Here is a 15,103-nt window from a genome sequence, read left to right as displayed (position 1 = left end):
TGTGCGTACCTTTCGAGTTGGGGGCTGTCGGAGCCTGCAACAGGCCGTGCGAATAAAGGTACGCGGTGAAACACATGACATCAACACTATTGATATGACAAAACAGAGGGCATTCCGGTCTTAAAAATCCATGTCCCGACTACGTGTTGGAGGCCGAATCTTAAGGGGATGGTTTTTTTCACTGAGAACGCCGACTACCAAGAGCAGATGGACAAGGTCTTGCATCTGTTCCCGCGCCTCAAGGAGCGCTTCGGCCAACGCGCTGGCACCATGTCTGGCGGCGAACAACAGATGCTCGCCATCGGCCGCGCGTTGATGAGCAAACCCAATCTTCTGCTGCTCGACGAACTGGGCCTGGGCCTGGCACCGATCATCATCCAGCAGATTTTTGCCATCATCGAACAACTGCGCAGCGATGGCGTGACGGTGTTTCTGGTCGAGCAAAACGCCAACCAGGCACTGAAACTCGCCGACCGCGCCTACGTGTTGGAAAACGGCCGGTTCGTCATGCAAGGCAGCGGCGCCGAACTGCTGGTCGACCCCAAGGTGCGCGACGCTTATCTAGGCGGTTAAGTCCGACGGCTAAAGCGTTGAGCGCTACTTATCAGCGGCATATTCGGCCACCACCTCTTCACTGCCCGCCTTGCTCAGGCCTATTACTTGATAAGCCTGGTGGGGCTGGCCGTAATCCATGCCTGGCGAGCCGGCGGGCATCCCTGGGACTGCCATACCAACCAGATCTGCGCGCTTGGTTAATTCAACAATCTGCGCGGCGGGCACGTGGCCTTCGACGAATTTGCCGTCGATCACCCCGGTATGACAGGAGGCTAGGCCCGGCGGAACGCCAAGGCTTTGTTTGACTGCACTCATATTGGTTTCGACCTTGTCGTTGACCTTGAAGCCATTGGCTTGCAGGTGTTTGATCCAGTCCTTGCAGCAGCCGCAATTGGCGTCACGATGCACGTCGATGCTCAGCGGCTCGGCAGCCTGGGCCGCCCCGCTCAGCAGTACGCCGGCGAGGGTGGCAATACGCAGCGGACTAAACATGCTGAGACTCCTAAAGATGCAGTTAGAGCCCCATGGCCGAGCGGCCGTGAGGCGAGGCAATTAAGTAACGGCTTAGTGACAGCAGCAACCGCCACTGGCGCTGCCAGCCGCTTTACTGGCGGTGGGTGTTGTGGCGGCGAGCAGCTGCGCAGGATAGCCCGCCGCGTCGAGGGCGGCGAGCAATGCGTCACTCTGGGCAGTGCCAGTAACGCGCACTTGGCCAGCCGCCAGGTCGACCACCACTGCTTCGACCCCGGCGAGCGGCGCTAAAGCCTCCTTAATGTGTTTGACGCAAGAGCCGCAGCTCATGCCCTCAACTTTCAGTTCGATATTGCCCATGCTTAATTCCTCAAAAGTGACCGGCTCATTGCAGCCGCAATATCATCTTCAACCTTGCCCTTGCGGTAAGGTCAAGCAGCCTGCCTGCACCGCCTGGAGCTGGTCATAGCGGTACACCGGGCCATCCACACAGGCGTAACTTGCGCCTATGTAGCAATGCCCGCACAGGCCGACGCCGCAATGCATGCGCCGCTCCATGGATAACCAGATTTTATTGGCCGGGATGCCCAGGTTTAAACAGCTGTCGGCGGTGGCCTGCATCAAGGCTTGCGGGCCGCAGCAGAGCACGGCGTCAGGCATTTGCTTGGCAAACAGCTGCTCCAGGTGCACCAAGGGCGAGCCTTGCTGCTGGCCGGCGCCGGCCTGGTCGAAGGTTTCGCTAAAGCTCATCGTCTGCTTCCAGCGCTCACGCTCGCGGCCCAGCACCTGGGTGGCCTGGCGCCGGGCCCCATAGATCACCCGCAAGTGCACGGGCAGGTGGTGCTCGGCGGCTTCATCCAAGAGCCCCGCCAAGGGCGCTAGGCCGCAACCGCCGGCCACCACCAAGACCTGATGGGTGCTGAAAAACAGCGGCCAGCCTTTGCCGAAAGGCCCGCGATAACCCAAGACGGCGCCCGCTGGCAGCTCGAACAAGGCGTTGCTGAGCGCCCCGGTGCGGCGGATCAAGGCGTTAAAGCGGCCCTGTGCATCCGGCTGGCTGACATAGGTAAAAGGCGCCTCACCAAAACCTGGCAGCGCCAGCATAAAGAATTGTCCGGCAATGGTTTGTAGATCGCTGACCCACGGCGACTCAATGGCGAAGCTGAAGTGGCGGGCATCTTCACCATCGTCGTAGTAATCGAGCAGGCGCAGTTTTCTCGGGGTTAGTTCGAGCATGTGCCCACCTTGTGCATGACCCCATGCACGCCAATGCCACCGGGACAGACCCGATCGCAGCGACCACAACCGACGCAGCCGTAACTGCCGAACTGCGCCTTGAAACTGTCGCCAAACTTGTGCGACCAGAAGCGCTGCACCCGTGACCCAGCGCTAACCGTCGGATTTTGGCCGCTCGCCTCTTGCTGAAAGCCTTGGTACAGGCAGGAGTCCCAGACCCGCTCGCGCTGGCTGCCGGCCTCCTCCGGCAGCTCCAGGGGCAAGTCCAGCGGGGCAAAGCACGAGCAGGTCGGACACACCGAGGTGCAGCCCGAGCAGCCCAGGCAGCGCAACCCGACCTCATCCCAGGTTTGACTGGCGATCAACCCCTGATTGAGGCTGGCGATGCCCGCGACTATCTCCCGCTGTGCGCCCTGTTCTTGCGCCACGCAGGCGCTGTTGGCATGGCGTTCGGTCTGCCAGTCGTCTTGCGCCAGGGGCAAATCCAGCCCACGCAGGGCCGCCGCGCCGGCGCTGGAGGCGACCAGCAGCAGCCAGTCCGCCGTGGCCGAGGCACGCGGCAATAGAATCAGATCGGCGTTGTCACTGTGCACCTGGGGACCGCTACCCAGGGTGCTGCAAAAGCCGCCTGAACAACTGTGCAGACAATCGATGCCCACCAGCAGGGTGACGCGGCGGCGCGTTTGATAATGTCGGTCGGCGGCGAAGAACTGATCCTGATAGGCCACCGCCTGCAGGTCGCAGGCATGCAGGCCGAACAGCACCTGGGCGGTTACCGCAGGCAGCGCCGAGTAAAAATTGCCGCCGCTGAAACGAAACAGCAACTCGCGCTCGGGGAAGAAGAAGCTCTTGGCCGAAAACGGTGGCGGCTCGGCCAGCGGCAAGAACTCGCCCAGATCACTGGCCGCCACCGGCTGCCAATGCTGACCGCCCTGGCCATCCGGGCGCACCTCGTAGAGCTGACGGTCTTGCGCCAGATGGCTGCGCAGGCGTTCGACCCGATCCAGGCTATAGGCTTGCATAGCGGTTCACCTCGGCGGCGCCGGCCTGAATCTGCGGCGCCACGCCCGGCGCCAGGGCTTGCACCGCCACGGCGCAAGCCTTGAGTTCGGGCATTTTGGTGCGCGGGTCTTGGGCGTCGTTGGTCAGCCGATTACAGGGCGCCTCACGAAAATGATAGGGCATGGACAGCAGGCCCCTGGGCAGGTCATCGGTGAACTGCACGCGAGTCTCCAGCCAGCCACGCCGGGAACTGACGCGCACGCCCTGAGCATCCTGCAACTGCAGGGCGGCGCCATCGTCCGGGTGCATAAATAACAGGCCACGGGGCGTCTCGCGCTCCAGCAGTGGCGACTTGCGCGTCATGGAACCGCAGCCGTAGTGAAAGTGCAGGCGCTGGGTGGTGAAGAAGAACGGATACTCGGCGTCCGGGCATTCGGCCGGCGGCGCATAGGACACCGGCAGCAAACGCCCGCGACCTATAGGGAAGTGCTCGCCATGCAGCAGCGGCGAGCCCTGGGGATGGGCCGCGTCGCAGGGCCACTGCAGGCCGTGGTTAGCCTCCAGCGTGGGGTAGTTCATGGCAGCAAAGAGCGGCGTCAAGGAGGTCATCTCGGCGAACACGGCCTCGGCATCGCCCCAGCCCATGCCCGAGTAGCCCATGCGCGCCGCCAGTTCCGCGAGAATCTGCCAGTCGCTGCGGGCCTTGCCGGGTGGCGTTATGGCCTGGCGAATGCGTTGCACCCGGCGCTCGCAGTTGGTGAAGGTGCCCTCCTTCTCGGCAAACGCCGCCGCCGGCAACACCACATCGGCACACTTGGCGGTTTCGGTCAGGGTTAGCTCGACCACCACCAAAAAGTCCAGCGCGGCCAGGGCGCGGGCCACCTGATTCTGGTCCGGGTCGGTCAGCAGCGGCTCCTCACCCATGATCATCAGCGCCCGCAGCTCACCCAGTTGCGCCGCGTGGGTCATCCCCAGGGAGGTCAGCCCCGGCTGCGCCGGCATCGGAGTGCCCCAGGCCTGGGCAAACTTGGCCTGCACCAGGGGATCGGCGGCGCTCTGATAACCGGGATAGACATTCGGCAAGCAGCCCATGTCGCACGCGCCCTGGACATTATTCTGCCCGCGCAGCGGCGCTATGCCGGTGCCCGGCCGCCCAACCTGACCGCAGGCCAACGCCAGATTGGAAACCGCTATGACGTTATTGGTGCCGCTCTGAAATTGGGTGATGCCCATGCCATAGGCGATCAGGGCCGCGCCCGCCTGACTGTAGCGCCGCGCCACTGCCAGCAGATCGGCCTCTGGCACCCCGGTAATGGCGCTGGTCTGCTCCGGCGTCAGCGCCGCCAGATGCCGGAGCAAGGGCCCGACATCCTCACAACGGGCGGCCAGGAAGGGCTGATTCTCCCAACCGTTGGCGAAGATGATCTGCAGCAGGCCATTGAGCAGCGCGATATTAGTGCCCAGACGCACCTGCAGGTGGATGTCGGCCAGGCGCGCCAGCCGGGTTTTGCGCGGGTCGACCACAATCAAACAGGCACCGCGCGCCTGCGCCCGCAGCATGCGGGCGCCGAGCATGGCGTGGTTCTCGGTGACATCGGCGCCGATCACCAGAATCACCTCGGCCTGATCGATGTCGGCAATGCTGTTGGTCATGGCGCCGGACCCCAGGGTTAGCCCCAAGCCGGCCACCGAGGGACTGTGGCAGATGCGCGCGCAATGGTCGATGTTGTTGCTCTTGAGCACCGCACGAGCGAATTTTTGCGCCGCGTAGTTATCTTCGTTAGTGGCCCGGGCGCAGCTGATCACCCCGACGCCCGACGGCCCCAGCTCATCCATGGCCAACCTGAACTCACTGGCCACCCGCGCCAACGCTTCGTCCCAACTGGCGCGGCGAAACACCCCGTGCTCCTTGATCAAGGGGTTGGTCAGGCGGTTCTGTGGGTCTATGGCAAAGCTGGTGGCCCAGCCCTTGGCACACAGCTGGCCCTGGCTGACCGGGTGCCCCGGTTGCGGCTCGACGCCTATTACCCGGCCGTCCTCGACCCGCAGGCCGATACCGCAACCCACCCCGCAGAAAGTGCAAATGCTCGGCACTACACGCATCACCCCGCCTCCCTCGTCGCCTGTGCCCAGGTTAGTGGCGGGGCGATGGCGGCTGTTTGATCAAGATCAAAATGTGCTGCATGCAGCAGCGCAAAAATATCCCTGTCCCCTGTGGATCACCAGCATTGGAGGAATTGAAAATGGTCAATATCGTACGCAAACCCCTAGAGCCTGAAGAGAAAGCCGGCAAGGGACTGAGCCGCATGGATCTACGCCAGCCGCTGGAGAACTTGCGCCGGCAAGTCGATCAGCTATTCGAGGACTTCCACATCGGCGACTTGCACCTGCCTTTTCGGCGTAATCCTTTCGATGCCGAGCCCACTTGGCGGCGTGAGCTACTGGGCCACAGCATGCCGGCCGTGGATATCGCCGAGAAAGACAAATTCTTCGAACTCACCGCCGAATTGCCCGGTCTGGACGAGAACAATATCGAGATCAAATTGTCCGACGGCAACATGCTGATTCGCGGCGAGAAAATGGAGAAAACCGAGGAGAAGAAGCAAGGTTACTACCTCTCCGAGCGCCACTATGGCGCCTTCGAGCGCATCTTCAATCTGCCCAAAGGCATCGACCCAGAGCGCATTGAGGCAAGCTTCAGCAAGGGTATTCTGACCGTCAAAATGCCGAAGAAACCTGAGGCCAGCAAACCGGAAAAAGTCATTCCGATAAAAATCAACTGAGCCTTGCCCATGCCCCCGGCCATCGAGCATGACCGGGGGCTTTTTGTTTGGCGCTATCCCCGTTATGTGTTGCGCCGAGGCGCAGCTCTTCGTAGGAGCGCTTCAACTATTGGCCGGTGCTTATAGCGCGTCAGCCGCCGGTGGTTTGACCGCCAGGATATTGCAGGGCGCCTGGTACAGCACATATTCGGTGGTACTGCCGAGCAAGGTTTCCAGGCCATGGCGCTGTACCGTGCCCATCACCAGCACGTCGGCCTGAGACTGCAGGGCAAACTCGGCAATGGTATTGATCGCCGAGCCCATGACGAAATGCCGTCGCTCGGGCGGCACGCCATAGCGATCGGCCAGGGCGTCAAACGCCAGGTGCAAGGAGTTGCGCAACTCCCCGGCATAGTCCGCCGACCAGGCTGCCGCGCCCGCCGCACCTTCCCAGAAAATCGCCGGCGACAGGTCATAGGTGTTTAACAAGTGCAGCTCGGCATCGCATTGCAAGGCCAGGGCATTGGCCGCCTGAATGATCTGATCGTTAAGCCCGGGGATCTGCGTCTGCGGGCTGGCCGAGTCGACCGCCGCCAACACCTTACGCGGCAAGACATGCTCGGCCACGCTGACCAGGTGCACCGGCACCGGACACTCGCGCAGCAAGTGCCAGTCCAGCGGGGTGATAAATACTCGCTTGAGCGCCGACTCGTGCTGCACATCCTTGATCAACAAATCCGGCTGCATCTGCGCCACATGCAGGAGGGTTTCCGCCAGCGGCTGGTTACTCCAGACCACCTCGATGGTCACCGGGATGCCCTTGGCGCTTAACCCCGCCGTCTCTTTTTGCAACCAGCGGCGCCGCTCTTCTAACTGCCCCTCACGGGGCAGCTCCTGAAAGTTATCGTCAAACACCGCCAGGGGCTCAATAAATACCGCGATATGCAGCGCCGCCCCACTCGCCTCGGCCAGCGCCATGGCACGTTGCAACGCCGCATGGTGACGCATGCTCGGGTCGGCGATCAGCAGCAGCCGTTGATATTGGCCCATGTGCATTCTCCCAAAAATGAAGTTTCGCCGCCGTTCGCAGCGCCGCGGCTGCTGCTGTTTAGCCCATGGTCTGCTAGCCGCCCAGCGTGCCACATGCGGCTATCGGTGCTGCAAAGTGGCGCTCCACGGCAGGTGGCTGCCGATTGTTGCTCACAACTAACAACACGTACTTTGAGCTTCGCAAAGATCAACAGATGGCTTATTGATCCTTATCAAATAACCACAAAGTTTAAGGCTGTGTACCCGTTAGCCGTGGCGCCAAGCTTGTAGCTCTTGGTAGGAGGTTTGCGGCGTTCAACACGTAACGGACTCACAGCTAAACTTAAGGCTGCAACGTCCGCACCTCATGACTCACGCGATAAACATAATTACGCTTTGGACTAAAAAAAGACCGTTGATCCGTTAGCAGATTAAGAGCCGACACACGGCAACCTCTTGAGCTGACAAGCGTTAATTTAGCTTCTATATGACGTTAGGGGCTGACTTTCTTAACCGCAGAATTAAGGATTTTCGCCATGTCGACATACCGTTATATAAGCCCTTCGGCGGCCAAGATAAATGCGCCAATAGCTTGCCATAACTGCCCGCTCAAGCATTGCTGCCTGCCGCTTGGCCTGGATCGAGTCGACATTGAAGAATTTGAACACATCATCAAACAGCGCAAACCGCTGCACAAAAACGAGTATCTGTTTCGTCCCGTCGATCCCATGCAACAGCTTTACACGGTGCTTAGCGGCACGTTGAAGCACTGTTACCTGGACATGGAGGGCAATGAGCGGATCAGCGATTTCTACCTGCCCGGCGAGCTGGTCGGCCTGGATGCCATTGGCGCGGATTACTACCGTGGCTATGCGCAAGCCTTGGACACCACAACGGTCTGCAGCATCCCCCTGCATCAGCTGGAGGAGCTGGCCGGACGCTTCCCGCACATACGGCAGCGCTTGCTGAACCTGTTGAGTCGGCAGATCCACTACAGCCACCAGAACCTCAACCACTCCCGAGAAAACGCCGAACAACGCCTGACGGCATTTCTGCTTGACCTGTCAGCCCGTTACGGCAAATGCGGGCGCTCGGCGACACGCTTTAGCCTGCCAATGAGCCGCGGTGAAATTGCCAACTACCTGGGTCTAACCGGAGAAACCATCAGCCGCCTGTTGAGCCGCTATCGCCAACAAGGGCTGATTGAACTGCAAGGCCGGGAAATCCAGTTGCTGCATCTACCGGCGCAGGCAGCGATCTTGAGCAGTAACCCTCTACCCGCAAAGCATTGCGCCTGAGTTCCGGGTAACGCGCGCTGCCTCAGCGCCAGCAACCCCACGGCATGACGGCAAAGCGCTAACGCAGTGGTGTTTATAGCGCCTCCTTCACCTTCGCCCCGAGCCGCACCCGCTTCAATAGCGCGGAATTGACGATCACCGACAGCGACGACAGCGCCATGGCGGCCGCCGCCAGAATCGGATTGAGCAAGCCAAAGGCCGCGATCGGGATACCAACGCTGTTGTAGATAAAGGCCCAGAACAGGTTCTGTTTGATCTTGCGCATGGTTGCCCGCGATAGCTGGATGGAAGCCACCACATCGCGCACATCGTTCTTGATCAGGATGATGCTGCCGGTTTCCTTGGCCACATCGGAGCCCGAGCCGATGGCGATGCCGATGTCGGCGGCGGCCAGGGCCGGTGCATCGTTGACCCCATCGCCGACCATGGCCACCACCTGACCTTCACTTTGCAACTGGCGAATCACCGCGACCTTGTCGTCCGGCAAAACTTCGGCAATCACCCGCTGGATGCCCACCAGCCGCGCGACCGCCTCGGCGGTGCGCTGGTTGTCGCCACTGAGCAGCACCACCTGAATGCCATTGGCCTTGAGCGCCGCCACGGCTTCGGCAGCCTCTGGCTTGACCGTATCGGCCACGGCGATTATCCCCAGCAAACGGTTGTCGACACCCACCAACATGGCGGTCTTGCCATCGGCCTCCAGGGCGCTGAGGGTCGCCTCGGCAGCCGCAATGCTAATCCCCTGGCGAGCGAACAGGCGCCGATTGCCCAGCCAGACTTGACGCTTGTCGACCGTGCCTTGGATGCCATGGCCGGCAATGCCCTGAATGCCACTGGCCGGCGGCAGGCTGATGCCGCGATGGCGGGCGGCGCGCACTATGGCCTCGCCCAGCGGATGTTCGGAGCCGGACTCGACGGCGGCCGCCAGCTGCAAGACTTCGACCTCCAGCGCCGCGCCGAACGGCAGCACATCGGTCACGCTGGGTTCGCCACGGGTAATGGTGCCGGTCTTATCGAACACCACGGTGCTGAGTTTTTCCGCCCGTTCCAGCACTTCGCCACCGCGAATCAGGATGCCGCTATCGGCCCCCTTGCCGACCCCGACCATCAGCGCGGCGGGCGTCGCCACGCCGAGGGCGCAGGGGCAGGAGATAATCAGCACCGCAATAAAGGCCATCAGCCCTTGCGGGAAATTCCCCGCCAGCGTCCAGCCGACCAGCGCCAGCAGCGCCACCGCCACCACCGCCGGCACAAAATAAGCAGTGACCTGGTCGGCCAGGCGCTGAATCTGCGCGGTACTGGCCTGCGCCTCTTCGACCATCTTGATGATCTGCGCCAGCGCCGTGTCGGCACCGATGCGGCTGGCCTTGAAACTGAACACCCCGCTGCCATTCAGGGTGCCGCCAATCACGCTGCTGCCCGGGCGCTTGTCGACGGGCATGGATTCGCCGGTCAGCATCGACTCATCGACGTTCGACTGGCCTTCTATAATGTCACCGTCGGTGGGGATTTTTTCACCGGGTTTGACCAGCAATAATTCGCCGACCATCACGCTTTCCGCCGGCAGATCGACCTCCTCGCCATCGCGGATCACGTGGGCGATCGCCGGTTTCAGATCGAGCAGCCGCCGTACCGCCGCCGAGGATTTTTTCTTGATGATCTCCTCCATGTATTTGCCCAACAGCACGAAGGCGATGATTACCGCCGACACCTCGAAATAAACGTCGCGCTCCCCCACCTTGACCGGCAACACCTCGGGAAAGAACAGCACCGCGACGCTGTAGAAGTAGGCCACCGAGGTGCCCAGGGCAATCAGAAAATCCATGTTGATGGTGCGGGTGCGGATGGCATTCCAGGCGCCCTTATAGAAACTCCAGCCACCAATAAACTGCACCGGCGTCACCAGCAGGAACAACCACATGCCCCAGGTGAAAAATGGCAGCGCGTCGAACGGCACCCAACTCATCAGCATGGCGCCGGTGGCCAGCCCGATAAAGGCGCCGGCGCGCAGCAGCGCCAAGGCCAGCACCCCGGTCAGGGCGATGGCCACGCGGGTTTGCATCGCCTTAAGCTCGGTTTCCGGCGACTCGAAGGTGCGCAGGCAACTGTCGCTGCAAAAGTAATAGTGGCGGCCGCCGCGCTCGCACGACAGCGCCGTGGCCTTGTCCACCAGCATCCCGCAGATCGGGTCTTTGGCCAGTTGTTTGCCGCTGGGCGCGGCGCTGTTGAGCGCAGCCAAAGCAGGCGCATGGCCAGACGCGGCAGCCCCATGCTCGGGGCAAGGCTGCGCGGCGACTGCGCCTTTGGCGTAACGGGTTGCATCGGCCAAGAACGCCGCCTGGCAATGGGCCGAGCAGAACCAATAGCGGCGGCCGGCAAACTCCGTGCTTGCGGCTGCCGTGGCCGCCTGCACGGCCATGCCGCAGACCGGATCGACTACGGGCTCAGACGCTGCGGCGGCCGGCAAAATGGTTGCTTGGTCAAGTTTTTTGCTCGGCATGAGATCTCTCCCTGAACAGCACTTCGACGTAATGCTTAACCAGCACATGAGCATTTTTAAGGCTATGCACCCGTTAGTGGTTGGCTTCGCTTATGTAGGGTGTGTTAGCCGCGTAGCGGCGTAACGCACCAACGGATACGGTGAGATCCAAGCGCGAAGCGGGTTGTCGCAAAGTGGTGCGGTTCGCAGGCTCACCAGCACCCTACGAAGCCAAAGCACTTTCAACCACTAACGAGTACATAGCCATTGTTAACCCGCTATTCGCCAGCGCTCAGCCTGACTTGCCGTGCAGCTTGCAGTGCAGCTTGCAGTGCAGCCAGGCAAACAGGCTGCCGACCAACAGTCCCCAGAGGCTCAATACCAAGAGCGGGCCGAGGAAGGTCGCGACGTCGAAGGCGTGCGGTGTCTGCAGGCGAGCGAAATCCAGACCATGAAACAACGCATTGAGAAAAGCGATGCCCTGCCCAGGCCACAAGGCATAGAGCAGCGCACAGACGGTGTAGGAAATCGCCATGGTCAGGGCCAGGGCTAAACCGGTTTTCCAGGGCGTGTGCATAGTTAACTCCTCGAGTTCGGCGGGCCGCCAGCGGCGGCTTTCGCTGGACGACTAAACGAGCAAGGCACAAAGGCCGGGGTGCGCTCGCGGTAGCTGAGGTAGGCCGCGCCGAATTGCGCCACCATCTCGGTTTCTTCGCGCTTGGCCAGCTTGGCGTACGCCAGCAGCAGGATCGGCAACATCACCAGGGTAATCAGAGTCGGCCACTGCAACAGAAAGCCGAACATGATCAGCGCAAAGCCCACGTACTGCGGATGGCGAATATGCCCATAGGGCCCATCGAGGGCCAGACCAGCACTGGCCTGGGCTCGATAGAGCACCCGCCACGCCGCCGCCAACAGCCAGAAGCCGGCGAAAATCAGCAGATTACTGAGCAAATGAAACGGCCCCCAGTGCGGATTAACCTGCCAGCCAAACATCACCTCCAACAGATGACCGGCGTCATGGGAGAGGAAGTCGATACCGGGAAACTGCTGAGTAAGCCAGGGCAACAACAGGTAGAGAGTCAGCGGGAAACCGTACATCTCGGTAAACAGCGCCACCACGAAGGCCGCAAACATGCCCAGCGAGCGCCAGTCGCGGCTCGTTCTGGGCCTGATAAAACTGGCGGCAAACAGGATAAACACCAGCGAATTGATGATGACCAGCGGCCACAGGCCATAGGCCGATTCGGCATGGTTCATGGTCGATCCTCCTCGTCCGCGCGCGGCCCATGCCGATGGCCGTGACCATGGTGCATAAACAAGTGCATCAACGGGCAGGCCGCCAGCAGCAGGTAGGGCAATATACCCAGCAGGTGCGCGCGATGCTCGGCGAGCAAAAAGAACCCGGCAATGCCGACAAAACCCCAAAACACCCAGCGGTACCTGGAATTATCCGCGTGTGCTAAGTGCTGCATATCGACCTCCATTGCGACTAAGGAAGCATTAACCGCGATGATGGATAGCGCTGCGCTCAACCCATCCTACGACTGCCGTTCACTTAGCCGCAGGCATCTTCATCATCGAGGATTGCTGGTCCATCATCTTCATCATCATGTCCATCATTCCGCCCATGCCTCCCATACCACCCATACCACCCATGCCCGCAGCGTCCTTGGCGCCGGCCATGCCCATACCCATGCCAGGTCCAGGACAACCCGCCCCACCCTGTTTCTGCATCAGAGCCATGCCGTCTTTCATCGCCGCCATGCCTTCTTGCATGGCGGCCTGACGCTCGGCTGGGGTCTTGGCGGCGGTGGCTTTGTCATGGGCGGCCTGCATTTTCTGCATTTGCTCGGTCATCGCCGGGTTCAAGGCCGGTTGCACCGTGGCCTCGGCAGCAGCGGCGTTGGCCGGTACTGCATCTGGGTGATGGGCATCCTCGGCAACGGCCATAAACGTACTGCTGGCCAAGATGGCGGCCAGTACCAATTTCATTTGCATGTGCATGATGAACTCCAAATGGTGAGGGAATAGCAGCAAGCGCAAAACCGCGCCGAATAGGCGCAACGGAACAGAGCGCCCGCTAAGCGGGCGCCCTGAAATTCTCGATTAATCGTTAAAGCGGACGAACAGCAGGCGCGCTGGTGGCTCCGGTGGAACCCGGCGGCGCAGTGCAAGAAAGGCAAAAGTCGAAATATTGGCAGGCGCTAATAGTGCGAGGGCCGGTAACAACAGCAGGAAGCCCCAGCTCAAGATACCCAGCGTCGGCAACTGCAACGCCGGGCTGATTACCACCGCGGCGTCGGCGCAATGCTGCAGGCAACCACTGGCGTGCGCAGTATGTTGATCCACCTGCTGCGCAGCCAAGAGGCTGGCGTGCGGCGCGGCCAGATCGTGCCGCGGTTGCACCAAGCAACCCTGCGCCACCGCCACCAGCAACGCCAACAGCCACACCGCCAAGGTGAGGCGCAGAAGACCGCGACGCTGCTGACGGAACCAATCCATGCCGTGCTCCATGACGTGCTCCAAAGGTTGCTAAGCCATGTCAATGTTCAGTCTAGACGGCGCTGCGGCGCCCAAACTGATCTAAGTCAAACCCACGACGGTTTGCCGCTCACTCGGGCGCTTGGTAGCTGATGCCATTGGGGCCGGCGCCGACTCGGTGATTGGCAATGACTTGTCGGCTGGCGCTGTCGATCACCGAGAAAGTGCCAGCCTGCAGATTGCTGACAAACACGTAAGCCCCATCGCGACTGATGGCCACGCCGTGGGCACCCTTGCCGGTGGTCAGGGTGGCGACCACCTTGAGCGTCTGCGGATCGACCACCGAAACCCGGTCATCCGGCTCCGTGCTGCTGCCCTGATTGGCCACATAGACCTGGCGGCCATCGACGGTCGCGTACATCTGCACCGGCGTTCGGCCGACCGCGACTTTACCGCTCAGACGCTGGCTCTGGGTGTCGATAATCCCCAGCGCGTTCTCGCCGCTTAGCGACACATAGGCCTGCCGCCCATCGGGGGCGAAGCCGACTTGCACCGGGGCTTTACCCACGGCAATTTGCGCGGTTTCTTTTAGGGTTGCGGTGTCGATCACCGAGACGCTGGCGCCACGCATATTGGCGACATACAACGCCTTGCCATCCGGACTCAGGCGCAAGCCATGGGGGAAGCTGCCGGTCTTGACCGTAGCAATCTGCTTGCGCTGCCCCAGGTCAAACACCCGCAACAGGTTCGCCGCCGAGTCGCTCACGAAGGCCCGCTGGCCACTCAGGTCGGTCACTACATGGGCCGGGTGTTCGCCAGCCGGCAAGCTAAACGCCGGCTTATCCAGCGCGGCGGTGCTGAATACCTGCAACTCACCGCCGCTCTTGGCCCCGGCTTGGTGCTGCGCATGGGCCGGCATGCCCACCACCAACAGCCAACGGTCGTCGGCACTGACTTGCAGATTATGCGGGGCAATATTCAGCGCAATAGTCTTGGTCTCACCCGTAGCGAGCCGCACCTGACTGATCGAACTGTCACGCTCATTGGCGGTGTACACGGTGCCAACGGGAGCGGCCCACGCCAGATTCAGCGCCAGCGTAAGGGTCGAGGCCAACAGCAGTTTGAAGGTAGACATGGGCACTTATCCTTTTCGCCAAACCGGGACAGTTACGAGGGGGCGTTCGACGGCCATTCGCCCGCCTACCAAGTTGCGCCGCCAGCGCCAGCCGAGCATTGATCCTGATCAACTAGCCCGCATTGCCGCTCAGGGCAAAACGAAGCGAAACAGCTCGGCGGACTTGCCCGGCAAGGTCAGTTTAAGCACCGCTTTGCTGCCCGCCACGGCCTGATAAGTCCCTTGCGCCATAAGCGAATTGGCACCGGAGGGAGCCAGCGGCAACACCTGCTTGGCGCTGCCGCTCAACAGGGTGACCTCCCCTTGCGCACCTGCGCTGTCGATCGGTGCACCGGCATGATCGCTCAAATAGACCATCAGCATGCCACCGGCCAGGCTCAGCTCGGCAGTGTTTCCCGAACTGGCCTCGGTGATCAGCCCGCCATGCTGCGGCGCTTGCGGCGCATCCTCATGGGCGTAGGCGACGCTCGCGGCAAGCAGCAAGCTGCTGCTCAACAACAAACTGCTGAAGGTTTTTTTCAGGGTAATTGCGTTCATGGTGGACCTCGGGTTGGGATTGGGATTGGGATTGGGATTGGGATTAAAAACGTAGGATGTGGTGGAGCGCAGCGATACCCATCGTCTTGCGCATTGATGGGTATCGCTGCGCTCC

At 61.4% G+C, this 15,103-nt stretch carries 16 protein-coding genes and 1 pseudogene; 3 read left to right on the top strand and 14 right to left on the bottom strand.

Translation table 11 applies throughout. The features are described 5' to 3' along the window. Positions 1-174 precede the first annotated feature (174 nt). Positions 175-573: pseudogene (locus tag Q8R10_RS04085) on the top strand (ATP-binding cassette domain-containing protein); the annotation flags it as partial. Positions 574-597: 24 nt separating this feature from the next. On the opposite strand, the gene Q8R10_RS04080 reads toward Q8R10_RS04085, so the two are convergent. The 5 genes from Q8R10_RS04080 to fdhF all read right to left on the bottom strand — a co-directional run bounded on the left by Q8R10_RS04080 (position 598) and on the right by fdhF (position 5,367). Then, positions 598-1,047, bottom strand: a complete 450-nt coding sequence (locus Q8R10_RS04080) for a DUF411 domain-containing protein (protein WP_305651264.1) — start codon at positions 1,045-1,047, stop codon at positions 598-600. A gap of 72 nt (positions 1,048-1,119) precedes the next feature. Then, positions 1,120-1,386 (bottom strand): heavy-metal-associated domain-containing protein, encoded by a 267-nt coding sequence (locus Q8R10_RS04075; RefSeq protein ID WP_305651262.1) that lies wholly within the window; start codon positions 1,384-1,386, stop codon positions 1,120-1,122. A gap of 48 nt (positions 1,387-1,434) precedes the next feature. Then, the gene (locus Q8R10_RS04070; RefSeq protein WP_305651260.1) at positions 1,435-2,262 is read right to left on the bottom strand and encodes an FAD/NAD(P)-binding protein; all 828 of its coding nucleotides are present in this window, start codon (positions 2,260-2,262) and stop codon (positions 1,435-1,437) included. After that, a complete protein-coding gene (locus tag Q8R10_RS04065; protein WP_305651259.1) occupies positions 2,250-3,284 on the bottom strand; it encodes a 4Fe-4S dicluster domain-containing protein in 1,035 nt (344 codons plus the stop codon). The genes Q8R10_RS04070 and Q8R10_RS04065 overlap by 13 nt, the downstream gene beginning before the upstream one ends. After that, entirely contained in the window at positions 3,271-5,367 is a 2,097-nt protein-coding gene (gene fdhF / locus Q8R10_RS04060; protein WP_305651258.1) for a formate dehydrogenase subunit alpha, read from the bottom strand. Before fdhF ends, Q8R10_RS04065 begins: the two co-directional genes overlap by 14 nt. 140 nt (positions 5,368-5,507) lie before the next feature. Here fdhF and Q8R10_RS04055 point away from each other — a divergent pair, with 140 nt between their 5' ends. Further along, positions 5,508-6,047 carry an Hsp20/alpha crystallin family protein gene (locus Q8R10_RS04055; RefSeq protein WP_305651257.1) on the top strand — a complete coding sequence of 180 codons (540 nt, stop codon included), beginning with the start codon at positions 5,508-5,510 and terminating at the stop codon, positions 6,045-6,047. A gap of 120 nt (positions 6,048-6,167) precedes the next feature. Here the strand turns inward: Q8R10_RS04055 and Q8R10_RS04050 are convergent, their stop codons facing one another. Beyond that, positions 6,168-7,076, bottom strand: a complete 909-nt coding sequence (locus Q8R10_RS04050; RefSeq protein WP_305651255.1) for a universal stress protein — start codon at positions 7,074-7,076, stop codon at positions 6,168-6,170. 515 nt (positions 7,077-7,591) lie between these two features. On the opposite strand from Q8R10_RS04050, the gene Q8R10_RS04045 reads away from it, so the two are divergent. Beyond that, the gene (locus tag Q8R10_RS04045; protein ID WP_305651253.1) at positions 7,592-8,353 is read left to right on the top strand and encodes a helix-turn-helix domain-containing protein; all 762 of its coding nucleotides are present in this window, start codon (positions 7,592-7,594) and stop codon (positions 8,351-8,353) included. A 73-nt stretch (positions 8,354-8,426) separates the two neighbouring features. On the opposite strand, the gene Q8R10_RS04040 is transcribed toward Q8R10_RS04045, so the two are convergent. The 8 genes from Q8R10_RS04040 to Q8R10_RS04005 form a co-directional block, all read right to left on the bottom strand. Next, positions 8,427-10,853, bottom strand: a complete 2,427-nt coding sequence (locus Q8R10_RS04040) for a heavy metal translocating P-type ATPase (RefSeq protein ID WP_305651252.1) — start codon at positions 10,851-10,853, stop codon at positions 8,427-8,429. A 271-nt stretch (positions 10,854-11,124) separates the two neighbouring features. Continuing rightward, complete coding sequence (locus Q8R10_RS04035) at positions 11,125-11,409, bottom strand: DUF5676 family membrane protein (RefSeq protein WP_305651250.1); 285 nt, start codon at positions 11,407-11,409, stop codon at positions 11,125-11,127. Positions 11,410-11,411: 2 nt separating this feature from the next. Beyond that, positions 11,412-12,092 carry an isoprenylcysteine carboxylmethyltransferase family protein gene (locus Q8R10_RS04030; protein ID WP_305651249.1) on the bottom strand — a complete coding sequence of 227 codons (681 nt, stop codon included), beginning with the start codon at positions 12,090-12,092 and terminating at the stop codon, positions 11,412-11,414. Further along, positions 12,089-12,307, bottom strand: coding sequence for a DUF2933 domain-containing protein (locus Q8R10_RS04025; protein WP_305651248.1), 219 nt, complete (start codon positions 12,305-12,307; stop codon positions 12,089-12,091). The genes Q8R10_RS04030 and Q8R10_RS04025 overlap by 4 nt, the downstream gene beginning before the upstream one ends. Positions 12,308-12,386: 79 nt before the next feature. Further along, positions 12,387-12,839, bottom strand: coding sequence for a hypothetical protein (locus Q8R10_RS04020; protein ID WP_305651246.1), 453 nt, complete (start codon positions 12,837-12,839; stop codon positions 12,387-12,389). Positions 12,840-12,941: 102 nt separating this feature from the next. Further along, a complete protein-coding gene (locus tag Q8R10_RS04015; RefSeq protein WP_305651244.1) occupies positions 12,942-13,337 on the bottom strand; it encodes a hypothetical protein in 396 nt (131 codons plus the stop codon). Positions 13,338-13,446: 109 nt separating this feature from the next. Next, the gene (locus Q8R10_RS04010) at positions 13,447-14,451 is read right to left on the bottom strand and encodes a cytochrome D1 domain-containing protein (protein ID WP_305651242.1); all 1,005 of its coding nucleotides are present in this window, start codon (positions 14,449-14,451) and stop codon (positions 13,447-13,449) included. A gap of 129 nt (positions 14,452-14,580) precedes the next feature. Further along, positions 14,581-14,988: a hypothetical protein gene (locus tag Q8R10_RS04005; protein ID WP_305651240.1), complete on the bottom strand. Its 408-nt coding sequence runs from the start codon at positions 14,986-14,988 to the stop codon at positions 14,581-14,583. Positions 14,989-15,103: the final 115 nt, after the last annotated feature.

Source organism: Pseudomonas sp. (genome assembly GCF_030698175.1).
GTDB lineage: Bacteria > Pseudomonadota > Gammaproteobacteria > Pseudomonadales > Pseudomonadaceae > Aquipseudomonas.
Note: the sequence above shows the minus strand (reverse complement) of the source record. Positions and strands in the feature narration are given on the sequence as shown.